13 protein-coding genes are annotated in these 16,763 nt (G+C 73.0%); 3 read left to right on the top strand and 10 right to left on the bottom strand.

Going from position 1 to position 16,763, the window contains the following annotated elements; all coding sequences use genetic code 11:
- Positions 1-99: 99 nt before the first annotated feature.
- The 3 genes from AB0A97_RS16855 to AB0A97_RS16845 all read right to left on the bottom strand — a co-directional run bounded on the left by AB0A97_RS16855 (position 100) and on the right by AB0A97_RS16845 (position 4,643).
- Positions 100-1,788, bottom strand: coding sequence for a serine/threonine-protein kinase (locus tag AB0A97_RS16855; RefSeq protein WP_361149895.1), 1,689 nt, complete (start codon positions 1,786-1,788; stop codon positions 100-102).
- Complete coding sequence (locus AB0A97_RS16850; protein WP_361149893.1) at positions 1,785-2,465, bottom strand: hypothetical protein; 681 nt, start codon at positions 2,463-2,465, stop codon at positions 1,785-1,787. The genes AB0A97_RS16855 and AB0A97_RS16850 overlap by 4 nt, the downstream gene beginning before the upstream one ends.
- Before the next feature lie 120 nt (positions 2,466-2,585).
- A complete protein-coding gene (locus tag AB0A97_RS16845) occupies positions 2,586-4,643 on the bottom strand; it encodes an N-6 DNA methylase (RefSeq protein WP_361150211.1) in 2,058 nt (685 codons plus the stop codon).
- 321 nt (positions 4,644-4,964) lie between these two features.
- Between AB0A97_RS16845 and AB0A97_RS16840 the strand changes: the two genes are divergently transcribed.
- Complete coding sequence (locus tag AB0A97_RS16840; protein WP_361149891.1) at positions 4,965-5,744, top strand: DUF4190 domain-containing protein; 780 nt, start codon at positions 4,965-4,967, stop codon at positions 5,742-5,744.
- Between the two features lie 129 nt (positions 5,745-5,873).
- Here AB0A97_RS16840 and AB0A97_RS16835 read toward each other — a convergent pair whose 3' ends face one another.
- Positions 5,874-6,671, bottom strand: coding sequence for an HNH endonuclease family protein (locus AB0A97_RS16835; protein ID WP_361149889.1), 798 nt, complete (start codon positions 6,669-6,671; stop codon positions 5,874-5,876).
- A gap of 80 nt (positions 6,672-6,751) precedes the next feature.
- Between AB0A97_RS16835 and AB0A97_RS16830 the strand changes: the two genes are divergently transcribed.
- Together AB0A97_RS16830 and cpt are read left to right on the top strand one after the other, a co-directional pair.
- Positions 6,752-8,215, top strand: a complete 1,464-nt coding sequence (locus AB0A97_RS16830) for a DUF2079 domain-containing protein (protein WP_361149887.1) — start codon at positions 6,752-6,754, stop codon at positions 8,213-8,215.
- A 17-nt stretch (positions 8,216-8,232) separates the two neighbouring features.
- Entirely contained in the window at positions 8,233-8,802 is a 570-nt protein-coding gene (cpt, locus tag AB0A97_RS16825) for a chloramphenicol phosphotransferase CPT (protein ID WP_361149885.1), read from the top strand.
- 54 nt (positions 8,803-8,856) lie between these two features.
- Here cpt and AB0A97_RS16820 read toward each other — a convergent pair whose 3' ends face one another.
- The 6 genes from AB0A97_RS16820 to mfd form a co-directional block, all read right to left on the bottom strand.
- Positions 8,857-9,390 carry a hypothetical protein gene (locus tag AB0A97_RS16820; protein WP_361149883.1) on the bottom strand — a complete coding sequence of 178 codons (534 nt, stop codon included), beginning with the start codon at positions 9,388-9,390 and terminating at the stop codon, positions 8,857-8,859.
- 167 nt (positions 9,391-9,557) lie between these two features.
- Positions 9,558-10,226: a hypothetical protein gene (locus AB0A97_RS16815; protein WP_361149880.1), complete on the bottom strand. Its 669-nt coding sequence runs from the start codon at positions 10,224-10,226 to the stop codon at positions 9,558-9,560.
- Positions 10,223-10,828: a hypothetical protein gene (locus AB0A97_RS16810; protein ID WP_361149878.1), complete on the bottom strand. Its 606-nt coding sequence runs from the start codon at positions 10,826-10,828 to the stop codon at positions 10,223-10,225. Before AB0A97_RS16810 ends, AB0A97_RS16815 begins: the two co-directional genes overlap by 4 nt.
- Before the next feature lie 2 nt (positions 10,829-10,830).
- Positions 10,831-12,273: a putative T7SS-secreted protein gene (locus AB0A97_RS16805; RefSeq protein ID WP_361149875.1), complete on the bottom strand. Its 1,443-nt coding sequence runs from the start codon at positions 12,271-12,273 to the stop codon at positions 10,831-10,833.
- Positions 12,270-12,677, bottom strand: a complete 408-nt coding sequence (locus AB0A97_RS16800) for a hypothetical protein (RefSeq protein WP_361149873.1) — start codon at positions 12,675-12,677, stop codon at positions 12,270-12,272. Before AB0A97_RS16800 ends, AB0A97_RS16805 begins: the two co-directional genes overlap by 4 nt.
- 160 nt (positions 12,678-12,837) lie before the next feature.
- Positions 12,838-16,377, bottom strand: coding sequence for a transcription-repair coupling factor (gene mfd / locus AB0A97_RS16795; RefSeq protein WP_361149870.1), 3,540 nt, complete (start codon positions 16,375-16,377; stop codon positions 12,838-12,840).
- Between the last annotated feature and the right edge of the window lie 386 nt (positions 16,378-16,763).

Raw genomic sequence — 16,763 nt, 5'->3', positions numbered from 1 at the left:
GATGCCGATGCTAAAGAGTCCGCGTGGTCCGGGCCACTGATTCGACCAACGAGTTGCCCGGGAGGCGGTTTCTCTTCGGGGACGGGGAAGGTACGGGATTCAACCGCGTACCTGGCCCAGCCAGTACAGGGTGCGGCGGACCTCCGCCGGGAAGGCGCCGTGCGGGCCGTGCAGGCGTTCCGCGTCGTGCAGGAGGCGGGAGAGGGTTTCCTGGGCGGCGCCGCGCTCGCCGAGGGCGAGCAGGAGGTGGCCGATGGAACGCCGGATCTCCAGGGGCCTCATGGGGTCGTCCGGGTAGCGCTCGAAGTGCGGCAGCAGGGCCCGGTACTCGCCCAGTGCCTGGGTGACCTCGCCCAGTTGCTCCAGGCACTGCGCGGCCTCGTAGTGGAACTGGAGCGCCTGCCGGGCCGATCCCGGGCCGGTGTCGCGGCCGAATTCCTCGGCCAGTGCGCGCAGTTCCGGCAGGGCCCGGCGGTACTGGCCGTCGTCCATGAGGGTGGCCGCGTACTGCTTGCGCAGGGTCCGTACGACCGGCGAGTGGGCGCCGTGCCGGGCGGCGGCGGCCGGGAGGATGCCACCGAGGATGTCCACGGCGTGGGTGATACGGCCCTGGTCCAGGAGGCGTTTGACCTCGTCCACGGCCGCGGCGACATCGGGGCCGCCGGTGCCGGAGGTCCGGGGGTCGGTGGTTCCCGGGGCCCGGAAGCCCCCGTTTCCCAGGGACATCCGCGGGTCGGCGCCCACGGGCGGGTACGGGGGCGGCGGGGCGTGGGCGGCGGGTGCCGCGGCCGTCTGCTGCGGTACGGCGGGCGCGGCCACGGCGGGCGCGGCCACCACCGGCTGCGGGGCCGGAGGTGTCGCCGCGCGGGCGGGCCACGGCGCGTGCGGGTGCAGGAACGGGCGGGTCGGATCCATCGGCGCGCCCGTGCCCGTACCGGCCCGGCCCTGCGCCGCGGTGGGCAGCAGCGGCACCAGTGCCTGGTAGACCTCCTGCGCGTCGGCGGGGCGCTCCTGCGGGTCCTTGCCGAGCAGCCGCAGGACCAGCGCCTCCAGTTGTTCGGGCACGTCCGGCCGGAGGCGGCGCACCGGCACGGGCGGCTCGTAGAGGTGGCGGTGCAGCACGCCCAGCGCCGTGGAACCGGCGAACGGCACCTCGCCGCTGAGCAGCTCGTGCAGCAGCACACCGAGCGCGTACAGATCCGTGTACGGACCGACCGCGCCGCCCATCGCCTGCTCGGGCGCCATGTAGGCGGGGCTGCCGATGGGTGAGCCGGTGCTGGTCAGGCGGGTGGTGTCGGTGTCCAGGGCGGCGGCGATGCCGAGGTCGAGGACGGTCAGCGTGCCGTCCGGCTTGACCATCACGTTCCGCGGTTTCAGGTCGCGGTGGATGATCGGCACGGCGTGCACGGACGCCAGCACGGCACACAGCTGCGCCGCGACGCTGACCGCCCACGGCCAGGGGTACGGCTCGTGCTCGGCCAGGTGGTCGGCGAGGTCGGCGCCCTCGACGTACTGCATGACGAGGTAGAGGTCGTCGCCGTCGCTGCCCGCGTCGTGGACGGTGACCAGGCCGGGGTGGTCGACCTGCGCGGTGACGCGGCACTCGCGGACGAAGCGGCGGCGCATCTCCTCCGCGTCGGGGGTGCCGGACACCCGGTCGGGGCGCAGCAGTTTGACACCGACGCGGCGGTCGAGGCGGCGGTCGTAGGCGATCCAGACCTGGCCCATGCCGCCTTGGCCGAGCAGTGCGGAGAGCTCGTAGCGCTCGGCGACGACACGTCCGTTCAACGGCCCTCCTCCTTGCGGAGGTAGTCGCTCAGCTCGTCCAGTTCGGCGCGCACGCGGTCGATGCGCTGGGGCTGGGGGTGCGGGTGAGGCTGCTGGTGGGGCGGCTGCTGCGTTCCGGTGTACGGGTTCGGGGCGGGCGGCATGGGGGCCGGGGCGGGAGCCTGGGCCTGGACCTGGGGCGGTCCGGGGTAGCCGTACGCCGCGCCGTCCGGCCCGGGGTAGCCGTACCCCGCACCGTCCGCACCGGGACAGCCGTACCCCGGCGCGGGGGCCGGTCCGGGGGCCGAGCCGGGGTAGCCGTACGCCGGAGCCGTCCCCCGGGCCCCGTGCGCCGGCCAGTCGGCCGTGACGCGCTGCGCGCGCCCGTCGACGACGAGGTAGTACACGACGGCCCCGGTCATCTGGAGGAGGATCAGCGCCGCGCCGGCGTTCGACTGCCAGGAGTTCTCGTCATGGCCGCCGGCCAACGCGATCGCGGCGAAGACGAGGGCCAGGTCCGCGCCGAACACCCACCAGCCCAGCGGCCGCCGCTGCACGAGCGCGGCGCGCAGCAGCGTCACCCAGGCCAGGAAGCCGAGGCTGAGCACGGCCAGCGCCACGAAGACCACCCGCAGCAGGACGACCGTCCTGTGCGACGCGGGACGGTGCGGCGGTGCTGCCGGGACGGGGCCGTGCATGACTGCTCCTGACGGATCGAGGCCCGGCGTGGGGCGGTGGTGTGCGGTGCCGGGACATGCTCGGATGCGTGAGATCGAGCGTATATACGACTCCGCTGGGGCCGCCGGGGTTGTAGGGAATCAGCCGGGCGTCACCGAACCGTCCGTCAGGCCGTCGTGGAGCCCCTGGACGAGCTGTTCGCCCAGGCGGGCGGCGAGGCGCAGGGCCTCCTCGAAATCGGCCAGTTCGCGAAAGCGCCGTCCGTAGCGGAGCTGGTCGGCCAGCGGCAGCCGGGGGAGCTGGAGGCGGCGGACGTCCAGACGGGTGGCGGTGGACGCGTAGCTGCTGGCCTGCCGGGTGTTGGCGGTGCCGCGCAGGAAACCGGCGAGGAACCACGGGTCGAGGGCGGCCGGGTCGGGCCGCAGGAGGAAGAGGTTGCGGCCGAGGGCGGCGCCCGCGGTGGCCTCGTCGACGACACGGGCGACGGCACCGCCGCCCAGGACGGGCACCACGACGTCCCCGGCCGCCACGAGGACGGGCTCCTCGGCCGGTGCGGCGCCGCCCTCGGGCAGCACGCCGCTGGGCGCCGTGCCGCCGATCACGTCGTGCTCGGTGAGGACGGCGGGCGCGGCGTCCGCGGTCGCGGTGCCGGGGCCGCCGGCGCGCAGCACGAGGGCGCCGGCGCGGGCGAGTTCCCCGACGGTGGTCAGCGGCCAGCGGGCGGGCGCGGACTCGGGGCCGCCCGCCGCTTCCGGGGTCAGTTCGGCCGTACGGGACAGGGTGGCGGCCAGCCGCTGCCGGACGGTGGCCAGTTCGGCGAGGCCGCCGGCGGCCGAGGGGGGCGGCAGGTGGCGGGCCGGGGCCAGGTCCACGTCGTCGCCGATCAGGTCGATGGCGGCCAGCGAGCGCCGGACGCCGGGCTGTTCCTCGACCTCGCCGTCCCGGTCGAACGCTTCCCACGCCTCCAGCGCGGTGGTCCGTACGGCCTGCCAGTCGGGCTTGTCCCGGCCGGGAGCGCCGCCCGCGGTGAGGGCCGCGGTGTCGACGACGAGCAGGTGCGGCGAGGGCTGGGCGGCGGCGCCCGGCCTGCGCAGGACCCACAGGTGCAGCGGGATGCCGTACGGCGGCGCCGCCCCGGCGGGCAGCGCGATCACGGCGCGCAGGGCGCCGCGGCGCAGCAGGTCGGCGCGGATACGGCGGCCGGAGCGGCGGGACGCGGCGGCGGGCGGCATCAGCAGGACGGCGGTGCCGCCCTCGCGCAGCCGGGCCAGCGCGTGCTGCACCCAGGCCAGTTCGGACTCCGTACGGGCCGGGAAGCCGTACTCCCAGCGTGGGTCGTAGGCCAGTTCGTCATGGCCCCAGTTGCGTTCGTTGAAGGGCGGGTGGGCGAGGACGGCGTCGGCGGCCAGCTCCGGGAAGGCGTCGGCGCGCAGGGTGTCGGCGGCGTGCACACGCACCTGGGCGGCGGGGGCGTGCAGCGCCAGGCGCAGCGCGGTGAGCGCGGCCAGGTCCGGGTCGGCCTCCTGCCCGTACAGCTCCGCGGTGTCCTCGGCGGCGTCCGCGGCCGCGTCCAGGAGGCTGCCGGTGCCGCTCGCCGGGTCCAGGACGGTCCGGGCCGGTCCGGCCAGCGCGGCCATCAGGGCGGCGGGGCCGGGCGGGGTGAGGGTGTACTGCCGGGGGTTGGCGTCCAGGTGACGGCCCAGCAGGAACTCGAAGGCGGGTACGGCGCCGTCCTCGCCGGTGGCGAGTTCCGCGGTGGCCCGCACGAGGGCGGCGGACGGCAGGAGGGCGTCCCGGGTCAGGCCGTGCACGGGGTGGTGGCGACCCAGGTGGGCGGCGAGGACCGAGGCGAGGGGGGCGGGCAGCAGGCCGGCCAGCTCGGTGTCGTCGGCGGCCGCGTTCAGCCGGCGCCAGGCGGCGGGCCGGTCGCGGACGAAGAGCAGGACGGCGCCGGCGTGCCGCAGGGCGGTGGCGGCGCCGGCCGGGTGGGAGACGAGCTGCTGCCAGACCCGTTCGCGCAGCGGCACCTCGGCGAGTTTGCCCTGGGCGCGCAGCCAGTGCTCGACGTCGGCGAGGGCGAAGGTGGGGCTGGTCTCCGTACCGCCGACGGGCCGGGGGAAGCCGGTGTGCCGACGGCGCCAGTTGCTGACCGCGGCGCGGCCGACACCGGCCAGCCGGGCGATGCCGGCGGCGGTCACCTCGGTCACGGGCCCGGGGGGCGCGCCGTCGGTCGGTCCGCTGTCCGTCGCCGCTGTCTCCGCCACCTTGCCGGCTCCCGTCCGCTCGCGCCTGACCTGCCTGTGACGCCGAGCATACCCACGAATACGACCCCACCCTCTTCACGGCGTGAATTGACCCCACCTCGTTAACCGTGTTGACTCGGTTCACAGGTAGTGCTGTTATTGACCCACCGCACCACCGGTTCACACGGCGGAACCGGCTCACTCCGGCTCGTGGCGCACCCCGGTGCCCTGAACCGCCGATCTCCCGCTCCAGCGCCCGGAAGGGGCCGTATCTCCATGTCGCACCAGATGCACCACCCGCACGCGCCGCAGGCCCCGACGGGCATGCCGCCGCAGCAGGCCGCCCGCAACGGGCTGGGCATTGCCGCCCTCACCCTCGGCATCATCGGCACCCTGAGCGGCCTGATCCCGCTGCTCTTCTGGCTGGCCGGCATCCTCGGCGTACTGGCCCTGATCTTCGGCCTGGTGGGACTCGGCAGGGTCAAGCGCAGGCAGGCCACCAACAAGGGCGTGGCCCTGACCGGCACGATCTTCGGCGTCCTCGCGCTGATCGCGTCGGTGGCCGGCCTGGTGATCACCGTGACCGCGGTCGACCAGGCGGTGAAGGAGGTCAACAAGGCGCTCGACGGCTCGGAGGCCAAGCCGAAGGACGGCGGCGCGTCCGCGAAGGAGTACAAGGGCGGCGCCACCGCCGTCTACGGCACCGGGCTGAACGTCACCGTCTCCAAGCCGGCCTCCTACACCGCCGACGAGTTCGCCCTCGGCCACAAGCAGGGCAACAAGTCCTACAAGGTCACCGTGCGCCTGGAGAACAAGGGCACCAAGGACGTCACCGGCGACCTGGTGACCGTCGAGGCGCGGGCCGGCAAGGACGGCAAGACCGCCGAGCGGATCTACGACGGCAAGACCGACTCCGGCTTCAGCGGCACCCTGACGGCCGGCAAGACCGCCACCGCCGACTACGCCTTCGACGTGCCGGCCGGCGCGAAGACCCTGGACGTCGAGGTCCGCCCCGGCTTCGACCACAAGGCCACCCACTGGCAGCTCACCCTCTGACGGCCCGGCGCCGTTCGGCCCGCACCCGACGCCCCGGGTGCGGGCCCCGCACACCACACAGGCCGCCGGCCCGGAACCGCAGCACGCGGAACCGGGCCGGCGGCCTGCCGCACACCGCCCACGCCGTCCCTACTTGGCGGCGAACCGCTCCGGGGCCTCCGTCGGCCCGCCGCCCGCCGGCAGCTTCAGCTTCGGGCACCCGCCGAGCACCCGGGTCATCGCGTCCTTCTCCCCCTGCGTCACCCACAGTCCGTACTTCTTCTTCACCGCCACCTGGTGCGCCACGTAGTCGCAGCGGTACGCCTTGTTGGCGGGCAGCCACGTCGCCGCGTCCCCGTCGCCCTTCTGCCGGTTGGCGGAGGAGTCGGCGGCGATCAGGTTCAGCGGGTCGTTGGCGAGCGCGACGCGCTTGCGGCCCGGCCACTGCTGCGCGCCCTTCTGCCACGCGTCCGACAGCGCCACGAGGTGGTCTATGTCCACCTTGCTGCGCCCGCGCTCGTACTGGACCGCCCGGCCGGTGTACGGGTCCTTCTTCAGCGTCCCGGAGGCGACCTTGCAGTGCCCGTCGGTGAACCGCACCTCCGTCAGGTCCCGCTTGAGGATGTCGTCGCGGGTCCCGCAGTGGTTGCCGTCCGTGTCGGCCCAGGCGGTGCCGAAGCGGGCGCGGGCGTAACCGGTCTTGGGGGCGCGGCCCTTGACGGTGAGCGTGCCGACGGCGTGCAGCGCGGTGCCGCCCGCGGCGGGAACGGACGACGCCGGGCCGCCGTCTTCTCCCGTACCGCCCCCTTTGCCGCCGCCGGGTGTGCAGCCGGTGAGGGCGAGCAGCGCGGCCAGTCCGGCCGCGGCGACGGCGCCGCCGCGGCGGGTGCCGGGCAGGGTCCTGGTGCGGAGCGACGATGCGGTCCGTATCCGGTGCAAGAGGGACATCCCATCTCAAAACAGGCGACAAATACCGGCCGGTTCAGCGGCCTCGGATATCTTTTCGGAAGTTGAGAGTAAGGACGCCCATGGACACGGCCGCAGCAACCGCGACCAGCGGCAGGACGACGCCCGTGCCCGTCACCGGAAGCGGCCGCGCACCGGCCCCCGGCCGCCTCCGCGCCCGGACCGCCACCCTGCTCGGCCCGCGCCTGCTCCCCTACTGGACCGCCGCGGCCTTCTTCGTCCTGTTCGCCACGGTCTCCGTCCTGCGCTTCCGCTCGATGGCGACATCCTCCTGGGACCTCGGCATATTCGAGCAGGCCGTACGGGCCTACGCGCACCTGCGGGCCCCCGTCGCCGACCTCAAGGGCTCCGGCACCAACATCCTCGGCGACCACTTCAGCCCCGTCCTGGCCCTGCTCGCCCCGCTCTACCGGCTCTTCCCCGGCCCCCAGACACTGCTGTTCGCGCAGGCGTTCCTCTTCGCGCTCTCGGCCGTGCCGGTGACCCGGATCGCCGTCCGCGTCCTGGGGCAGGGCCGCGGCCTGGCCGTCGGCGTCGCGTACGGACTGTCCTGGGGCCTGCAGAAGGCCGCCGACTTCGACTTCCACGAGGTCGCCTTCGCCGTACCGCTGATCGCCTTCGCGCTGGAAGCGGTGCTGCGCGGCCGCTGGACCGCGGCGGTGTGCTGGGCGGCACCGCTCGTCCTGGTCAAGGAGGACCTGGGGGTGACCGCCGCCGTCATCGGCGCGCTGATCCTCGTCCGCGCGCGGCGCGCCGTGCCGCTCGCCGTCGGACTCGTCGCCTTCGGCCTCGCGGCCACCGCCGTCACCCTCGGCGTGATCATCCCCGGCTTCAACGGGTCCGGCTCGTACGACTACTGGACCAAGCTCAGCGGCGCCGGCGGCCCGGCCCCCCGCATCCCGGCGGACACCGCCGTACGCACCCTGCTCTGGCTCCTCCTGCCCACCACCGGCCTGCTCGCCCTGCGCTCCCCCCTGCTGCTGGCCGCGCTGCCCACCCTCGGCTGGCGGTTCCTCTCCCACGAACCGCACTACTGGGGCATCGACTGGCACTACAACGCCGTCCTGATGCCGGTGGTCTTCCTCGCCCTGGCCGACGCCCTGCCGCGCACGCTGGCCTCCGCGCGCCCCTGGCTCCGCGCCTACGCCCACCACCTGCCGGCCGCCGCACTGGCCGCCGCGCTGGCCCTGACCACCACCCTCCCCCTCGCCCGCCTCACCGAGGCCGGCACCTACCGCAAACCGCCGTCCGTGACGGCCGCCGAGCACCTGCTGGAACGTATCCCCGACGGCGCCACCGTCGAGGCCGACATACGGCCCATCTCCCGCCTGACCGACCGCACCCGGGTCTTCTGGATAGGGGACACCCGCGGCATCGACCCCGACTACGTCGCCGTGGAGCTGAATGACGGCCGCAAGCCCGAACAGGCCCTGGAGGACGCCCGCAAGCGCCACCCCAAGGCCGTGTACGGCATCCTCGGGGTGGCCGGTGACGTCACGGTAATCCAGCGGACAGGCCGGCTCTGACTCCGTACGGTGGCCCGATGACCACCGGCCCGTCCCGCACCCGCACCGACGTCGTCGTCCTGAACGGCGGCTCCAGCTCCGGCACGTCCACCCTGATCCGGCAGCTCCAGGAGGTCCTGCCCCGGCCCTGGCTGACGTTCGGCGTCGACTCCTTCATCGAGGCCCTGCCACCCTCGCTCGTCGTACCGGAGGCGTCCGACAGCGCACCGGGCCTCGGCCTCGCCCCCGACGGCAGCATCACCGTCGGCCCGGTCTTCCGCGCCCTCCAGAACGACTGGCAGGAAGGCGTCGCCGCCGTCGCCCGCACGGGAACCGGCGTCCTCCTGGACGAGGTCTTCCTCGGCGGCGCCGAAGGCCAGGAACGCTGGCGCCGCACGCTGAAGGGCCTGTCGGTGCTGTGGGTCGGCGTGCGCTGCGCCCCGGAGACGGCCGCCGCCCGCGAGGCCGCGCGCGGCGACCGGATCACCGGCATGGCGGCGTCGCAGGCCGAACTGGTCCACCGGGGCGTCAGCTACGACGTCGAAGTGGACACCGGCGTCACCGATGCCCTTACGTGCGCACGGCGGATAGCCGCGTACGTGGTGTGAGGGCGGCCGGGCGGCGGGGGCTCACCGTCGGTGCGGGCGCCCGGCCGGCACCGCTCACTGCCAGTGCGGGCGACCGCTCTGCATCTCGCAGCTCAGCGTCGCGCCGTGGGCGTCCTTCGTCGTCAGGCCGAGGTGGGCCTTCTTGCAGAACTGGCCGCGGCGGTAGTGGTTGCCGGACGGCGCGAGGATCACGTCGCCGGACGCGTCGCTCCCGGAACCGCCGGAACCGGAGCCGGAACCCGATCCGGAGCCGCCGGAGGACGAACCGCCGGAGCCGGAGCCGGTCCCACCGGAACCGGAGTCCGAACCTCCGCCGGTCCGGTGCGTCTTGCGCGCCGGCGCGGGCGGTTCGGCCGCCTCGGGTGTGGGCGTGGGCGCGGCGGCCGACGGCGTGGCGCTGGGGCTCGGGCTCTCGGTCGGCGACGCGGACGGCGAAGGCGTGGCGGACGCCGAGGCGGAGGCTGTCGCGGACGGGCTCGCCGCGCCGTCCTTGTCCGCTCCGCCGTCCGGTGTGCATCCGGAGAGGGCGATCAGGGCCGCGGTGATCAGGGAGGCGGCGGACAGGGCAGCGCGGCGGGGTCTTATCACGGTGGGAACATCCAGTTCTCTGCGGTCGGGTGGCCCCGTGCGACGCGCGGGGCAGCCCGACCATAGAGCGATATCTCCTACCGGTCACCGTCAAGGTGCCTGAATCGGGCGGAAGACGGCACAAAGACCGGCAGGCCCGCCATGGCGTCAGACGGTCGCGCCGCGCCTCAGCCGAAGGTGGAGCGCATCTCGTCCGCGACGTTGTGCTGTCCGGTGACCACCTCGGCGCCGGAGCCGGACCCGTCGGACGGGGACTCGGCGTCCACGACCGTCACGGTCTCCGCGATGAGACGCAGCATGTTGACGTACACCGGCAGATCGGTCAGCGACGGGGTGCTGAGGGAGAGCGTCAGCAACTGGGCGCGGCTCGGTACGGGGATCTGCGCGTCCACGCGGGCGATGCCGAGCGGCTCAGCGCCCTCGGCCGGCACCCATTCCGAGCCGTGGAAGGACACCACGCACGGCCCGGCGGGCACCCGCGTCACACTGACTTCCGTCGTGGTGTGGGACAGCGCCTCCGCCAGACCGGTGGCGACGAGGTCGGCGTCGGTCGCGTCCGCGTCGTCGAGCCGGGCGACCACCGACGCCGTACTGACGCGGTCGTCGTCCATGCCCACGAAGCAGACACCGGCGTAGAACGCCCCGTCGTCGGCGAAGGACTCGGCCATCTCGTCGTACACGGCCGCCATGGTGTCGCGCTGGAGATCGGTCCCCTCGGACCAGACGAGGTCCGCCATCTCCCGGATGCAGTCCGCACGGTAGGCGTCGTCGCCTTCGAGGCCGAGGGTGTGGAACCCGTCCGGTATCTCGATCTGGAGCTGGGTGGAGTTCTTCATGGCTTTCCGGAGGGGGTGGTGGGGGGTGGGGCCGGGTCGATGCGCGGGGCCGGGATGGCCAGGACGAGGCCGTGGCGCTCTTCCGGGGCCAGGCCGTTCCCCGTAGAGGTCCCGGGCGCGAGGATCCGCCAGCCGTCCGCCCGCGCGATGCGCCGGGCGGCCTCCGGACCGCATCCGCGGTAGTGGTGCGGGGGGACCGTGAACGCGATGTCGGCGTGCTCACCGTGCTCCGCAGGAATGTGTCTGATCTGGTACTTCAAGCTGCCCGAAAACGGATACTCGACCCGCCGGCCCAGCGGTGTCTTGATTTTCGGCACTTCCTTGCGCAGCTCGGGCAGGAGCGCCCGGAAGTGGTCTTCCCAACGGCCCGGGTTCCGGTTCCATTCGCGGGCGAGCCGCCGGGGGCCGAGGTAGAGCGGGACGATGTAACTGAGACGGGGCTCGGTCTCGACGACCGCGTTCGCGAGGAACAAGCAGACGTACCAGGCCACCAGGAGCGCCAGAGCGCAGGGCAGCACCGGCCACTGCAGCACGAACCAGACGAGGAGCCAGGTCCGGGACAGATAGGCGGGCCCGCCGCCGGTTTCCTGTCGGTGGTTCACGCTCATCCTTCGTTCGCGGTCTGGTACATACCCACCCCGGCGCCGACGGCACCCTGCCCGACGAGCGGGCCTTTGGACCACCAGGACATGGGGTCGAGTGTGCCGTCCGCCCGGACCGCCGCCTTGAAGGAATCGAGGTCCTTGACACCGGGGATCTTCTCCAGCGTCCTCGCCCAGCCCTGTTCCTTGATGCCTGCCCCCATGGTGCTGCTGACGTGACTCTCCCAGGCCAGCTTCATACGGTTGCCGAACCCGTTGGCCTCGAAAACCCGCCCTGACGGCGGTTGGTAGCGGCCGATGCGCCGCCCCGCCGCAAGGTCGTCGCTGGAGGCCACGCCCCGCTGGACCAGACCCTCCAAGTGGTTCACCTGGGCCACCTTGTCCACACTCTGCACCTCTCGGGACAGTCCCGTTGCCGCGTCGGTCACCGAGTTGGTCCCCACCCGCACCTTGACCTTCCCCATCGCCCCCACCTTGGCGAACTTGCCGAACGGCACCACCCCGAGCGCGTCCATGCCCAGATCCGTCCAACTCACCTTGGCCCCGCCCAGCTTGGCCCCGGCGTGGGCCGCCAGTGAGCCCAGGGACAGCGCGCCGCCCGCCAGGGCGAGGGCGCCGGACAGGGGCGGGCACCACATGGTGAGGAGGGAGAGGACGCCCAGGACGCCGGCGATGTTGCCGAGCCAGTCGCCGATCGTCTTCAGCAGGTCGGCGTGTTTGACGCACCATTCCTTGATGGCGTGGCCCATGCGCTTGAAGGCGTCGCCGAGGCGCTCGAAGAGGCTGATGTCCGGGGCGTTCTTGTTGGCCTTGCGCAGCCGGTCGGCGACGTCCCGCGCGTCGGACTGGTGGTGTTCGAGGAGTTCCTTGGCCTTCTTGATGATGTCGTCGAGCTCGTCCTTGGCCGCGTCGAGGCGCTTGCCGACGCTGTCGAGCTCCTGGCCGGCGGTCTTCAGGCGGGCCTGGGCGGCGTCCAGCTTGCTCTGTGCCTCGTTGAGCGCCGCCTGGTCGGTGTAGTACTGGCCGGCGAGCCGGAAGGCCGGGGCCGAGGCGGCCTGGTTGTAGTCGTTGGTCGCCCGGTCGTGGGCCGCCTCCTGCGTCTTGATGCGTTCCTTGGCCGCCTTGGCCTGCGCCTCGTACTGGCGGGCCGTGTTCTGGTAGCCGGACAGCTTGCCGCGCCAGCCGCCGAGCTGGGTGGACGCCTGCTTCAGCGCGTCGACGCTGTCGGAGAGGGATTTCGGCAGGTCGCCGACGTGCTGGGTGAAGGCGTTCGCCGCCAGGCCCTCCCACGTCTTGCCGCCCTTGGCGATGCCCATCAGCGTCTTGTGGGCGCTCTCCAGGCCGCCGGACGCACGGTTGATCTTGTTGCTGAGGTCCTCGACGCTCTCGACCTTGCCCGGGGCCGGGTTGAAGCCGAGGCCGGGGAATTCCTTGTCGTCGCTCATCGGGCACCCGCCCCGGGGGCGGCCGACGGGGACGGGGACGGTGCCGACGGCCGCGGGCCGGCCGGGTACCCGCCCACATTGGGCGGTGCCGGCCGGCCCGGCATCGGCGGGGCCGCGCCCTTGGTCATGGCGTCCCGGATGGCCTTTTCCGTCTCCTCGTAGTTGTTCTTGGTGGCCTTCAGCTTCTCCTCGATCTGCTGGGTGCCCTTCGCGATCTTCTTGATCGCGTCGTCCCAGCTGTCGTGGAATTCGTCGCAGGCGTGGTCGAGAGCCACACTGCCCGTGCTTTTCGGCCCCACGTGCTCCAGGGCGTTGAGCGCCTTCTCCATGTCCTCACGCCCGGTGCTCAACTGCCGTAGAAGCTGGTCGAGCTCATGCGTCTCGACCTGGAACTTGCTGCCCAACGCTCTCCCCCGTGTCTCGTGCGGTCTGCCACGGCATCGTAATCAATCACCGTGACAGCGGAACCGCCCCGGGCAGTTCCGCTCCGGCTCCTCCGGAAGACGGCAGTGCGCGCCCGGCCGGGCACCCCGGCCGGTCACCCCGCCCGGCCGGGCAGAGCCGTCAGGACCCCAGGATCGACGTCAGGAACTCTCCGACCCATGCCAGCAGGTCCCGCCCGACCAGCGGCTTTCCGCCGATCTTGCCGGTGGACGGGCGTGGCACCAGTGCCTGGCGGGTGGCGGGCTTGAGGACCGTACGCGGGTAGAGGCGCTTGAGGCGCAGTTCCTGGGACTCGCGCAGTTCGACCGGGCCGAAGCGCACGTTGGAGCCCTGGAGCGTGATGTCCGTGACCCCGCAGGAACGGGCGAGCATCCGCAGGCCGGCGACCAGGAGGAGGTTCTCGACCGGCTCGGGCAGCTTGCCGTAGCGGTCGGTCAGCTCCTCGCGGACGGCCGCGATGTCCTCCTCCGAGGACGCGGCGGCGATCGCCCGGTACGCCTGGAGGCGCAGCCGCTCGCCGGGCGCGTAGTCGTGCGGGACGTGCGCGTCCACCGGCAGCTCGATCTTGACCTCCAGCGGCGGCTCCTCCTCCACGCCGCCCTCCAGGGACGCCCGGTAGTCGGCGACGGCCTCGCCGACCATCCGTACGTACAGGTCGAAGCCGACGCCCGCGATGTGCCCGGACTGCTCGCCGCCGAGGAGGTTGCCCGCGCCGCGGATCTCCAGGTCCTTCATGGCGACGTACATGCCGGCGCCCATCTCCGTGTGCTGGGCGATGGTGGCCAGGCGTTCGTGCGCGGTCTCCGTCAGGGGCTTCTCGGGCGGGTAGAGGAAGTACGCGTAACCGCGCTCCCGGCCACGGCCGACGCGCCCGCGGAGCTGGTGCAGCTGGGACAGGCCGAAGTTGTCGCCGCGTTCCACGATCAGGGTGTTGGCGTTGGAGATGTCGATGCCGGACTCGACGATCGTCGTGGACACCAGCACGTCGAACTTCTTCTCCCAGAAGTCGACCACGACCTGTTCGAGCTGGGCCTCGCCCATCTGTCCGTGCGCGGTCTGGATGCGGGCCTCGGGCACGATCTCGCGGAGCCGGGCCGCGGCCCGGTCGATGGACTCGACGCGGTTGTGGATGTAGAAGACCTGGCCCTCGCGCAGCAGTTCACGCCGGATGGCCGCGCCGATCTGCCGGTCCTCGTACGGCCCGACGAACGTCAGGACCGGGTGCCGCTCCTCCGGCGGGGTGGTGATCGTGGACATCTCGCGGATGCCGGTCACCGCCATTTCGAGCGTACGGGGAATGGGCGTGGCGGACATCGTCAGCACGTCCACGTTGGCGCGCAGCTTCTTCAACTGCTCCTTGTGCTCGACGCCGAACCGCTGCTCCTCGTCCACGATGACCAGGCCCAGGTCCTTGAATGTGGTCTCGGAGGAGAACAGCCGGTGGGTGCCGATGACCAGGTCGACCGAACCGTCCTTGAGCCCTTCGAGGGTGGCCTTGGCCTCGGTGTCGCTCTGGAAGCGGCTCAGCGCCCGCACGACGACCGGGAACTGGCCGTACCGCTCGGTGAACGTACCGAAGTGCTGCTGCACCAGCAGCGTCGTCGGCACCAGGACCGCGACCTGCTTGCCGTCCTGGATGGCCTTGAACGCCGCCCGCACCGCGATCTCGGTCTTGCCGTACCCGACGTCGCCGCAGATCAGCCGGTCCATCGGGACGGACTTCTGCATGTCCTCCTTGACCTCGGCGATCGTCGTGAGCTGGTCGGGCGTCTCCGCGTACGGGAACGCGTCCTCCAGCTCCCGCTGCCAGGGCGTGTCCGGGCCGAAGGTGTGGCCGGGCGCCGCCATCCGCGCGGAGTACAGCTTGATCAGGTCGGCGGCGATCTCCTTGACGGCCTTCTTGGCGCGCGCCTTGGTCTTCGTCCAGTCGGCGCCGCCGAGGCGGTGCAGCGTCGGCGCCTCACCGCCCACGTACTTGGTGACCTGCTCAAGCTGATCGGTGGGGATGTACAGGCGGTCGCCGGGCTGGCCGCGCTTGGCCGGCGCGTACTCCACCAGCAGGTACTCGCGAGTGGCGCCCTGGACCGTGCGCTGCACCATCTCGATGTAGCGGCCGACGCCGTGCTGCTCGTGGACGATGAAGTCGCCCGCCTGGAGGGTCAGCGGGTCGATGGTCTTACGGCGGCGGGCCGGCATCCGGCCCAGCTCCTTGCTCGCCGACTTCTGGCCGGTCAGGTCCGTCTCGGTCAGCACCGCCAGCTTCAGGCCCGGGTCGATGAAGCCGTTGTCGAGGCAGCCGCACGAGACGTGCACGACCGACGGGGACAGCTCGCCCAGCTCCGGGTCGAGACGGGCCGCGATGTTCTCGTCGCCCAGCACCTCGACCGTACGGGCGGCCGGGCCGTGCCCCTCGGTGATGAACACCGACCGCCAGCCGTCCGCGATCCAGCGCTTGGTGTCGGCCAGCGCCCGCTGGGTGTCGCCGCGGTACGTCTCCGGGGCGTGCATCCCCAGCTTGAGGGTGTCCTCGTCCAGCTCCTCGTCGGCGGCGAACGGGCTGACCGTCCACCACATCATGCCCAGCTCGCGGGCCCGGTCCCGGACGTCCGCGATGCCCCAGAGGGAGGCCGCGCCCACGTCGATCGGCGCCTCGCCGCCTCCCGCACTGGCCGCCCACGACGCCTGGAGGAACTCCTGGGAGGTGGCCACCAGGTCGGCCGCGCGCGTCCGCACCCGCTCCGGGTCGCACACCACCGTCATGCTGCCCTCGGGCAGCACGTCCAGCAGCAGCTCCATGTCGTCCACCAGCACCGGGGCCAGCGACTCCATGCCCTCGACGGCGATCCCCTCGGCGATCTTGCCCAGCAGCTCGCCCAGCTCCGGGTGCTGCTCGGCAAGGTCCGCCGCGCGCGCCCGCACCTGGGCGGTCAGCAGCAGCTCACGGCACGGCGGCGCCCACAGGCCGTGCTCCGCCACCTCCAGGGACCGCTGGTCGGCGACCTTGAAGTAGCGGATCTCCTCGACGTCGTCGCCCCAGAACTCGATCCGCAGCGGGTGTTCCTCGGTCGGCGGGAACACGTCCAGGATGCCGCCGCGCACCGCGAACTCGCCGCGCTTCTCGACCAGTTCGACCCGCGCGTACGCGGCGGCCGCCAGCCCGTCCACGACCTCTTCCAGGTCCGCCGTCTGCCCCGTCCGCAGCGCCACGGGCTCCAGGTCGCCCAGGCCCTTGACCTGCGGCTGGAGCACGGAGCGTACGGGCGCGACGACCACCTGGACCGGGCCCGCGGTGGGGTCGTCCTGGCTGGGGTGGGCGAGGCGGCGCAGCACCGCGAGGCGCCGGCCGACGGTGTCCGAGCGCGGCGAGAGCCGTTCGTGCGGCAGCGTCTCCCAGGACGGGTACTCCACCACCGCGTTCTCCTCGCCGGCCGGCATCAGCGAGCGCAGCGCGGCGGCCAGGTCCTCGGCCTCCCGGCCGGTGGCGGTCACCGCGAGGACCGTACGGGAGCTGCGGCGCGCGAGGGCGGCGATGGAGAACGGGCGGGCGGCGGGCGGGCCGACCAGGTCCACCTGGGGACGGTTGCCGTCCGCCGCGGCCCGCACGGCTTCGGCGAGCGCCGGGTCCTGGGCGACGGCGTCGAGCAGACCAGTCAGGCTCATGAGAATGGCTTTTCCGTCCCGGTGAGGCGAACAACGCGAGCAGCCCGGCACGTGCGACGGGCCGGGTTTCCCCAAGAGTACGACTCCCTGCTGACACCCGCGTTCCACTCGCCCCGGCGACCCGCCCCACCCGGGCGCGAAGTCCCGTTCCGGTCGCGGCGTCTCCATGGAAGGGTGTCACGTACACGCAAAAGCCGAGGGGGGCATGTGAGCCAGCACAGCGGGAGCGGTCACCGCACGAGCGGCCGGACGGCAGCGGAAGGGACGGCGGGAGCAGGGGCGGCGGGGGCAGGGAGCAGCACCGGCCGGGGCGCGGAGGCCGGCGGGGGCGCAGGGGCCCGGAGAGGCGCGGGGGCCGGGGCGGAGGCCGGCGGGGGCGCAGGGGC

The sequence above is a fragment of the Streptomyces sp. NPDC045470 genome (genome assembly GCF_040646595.1).
Classification (GTDB): domain Bacteria; phylum Actinomycetota; class Actinomycetes; order Streptomycetales; family Streptomycetaceae; genus Streptomyces.
Note: the sequence above shows the minus strand (reverse complement) of the source record. Positions and strands in the feature narration are given on the sequence as shown.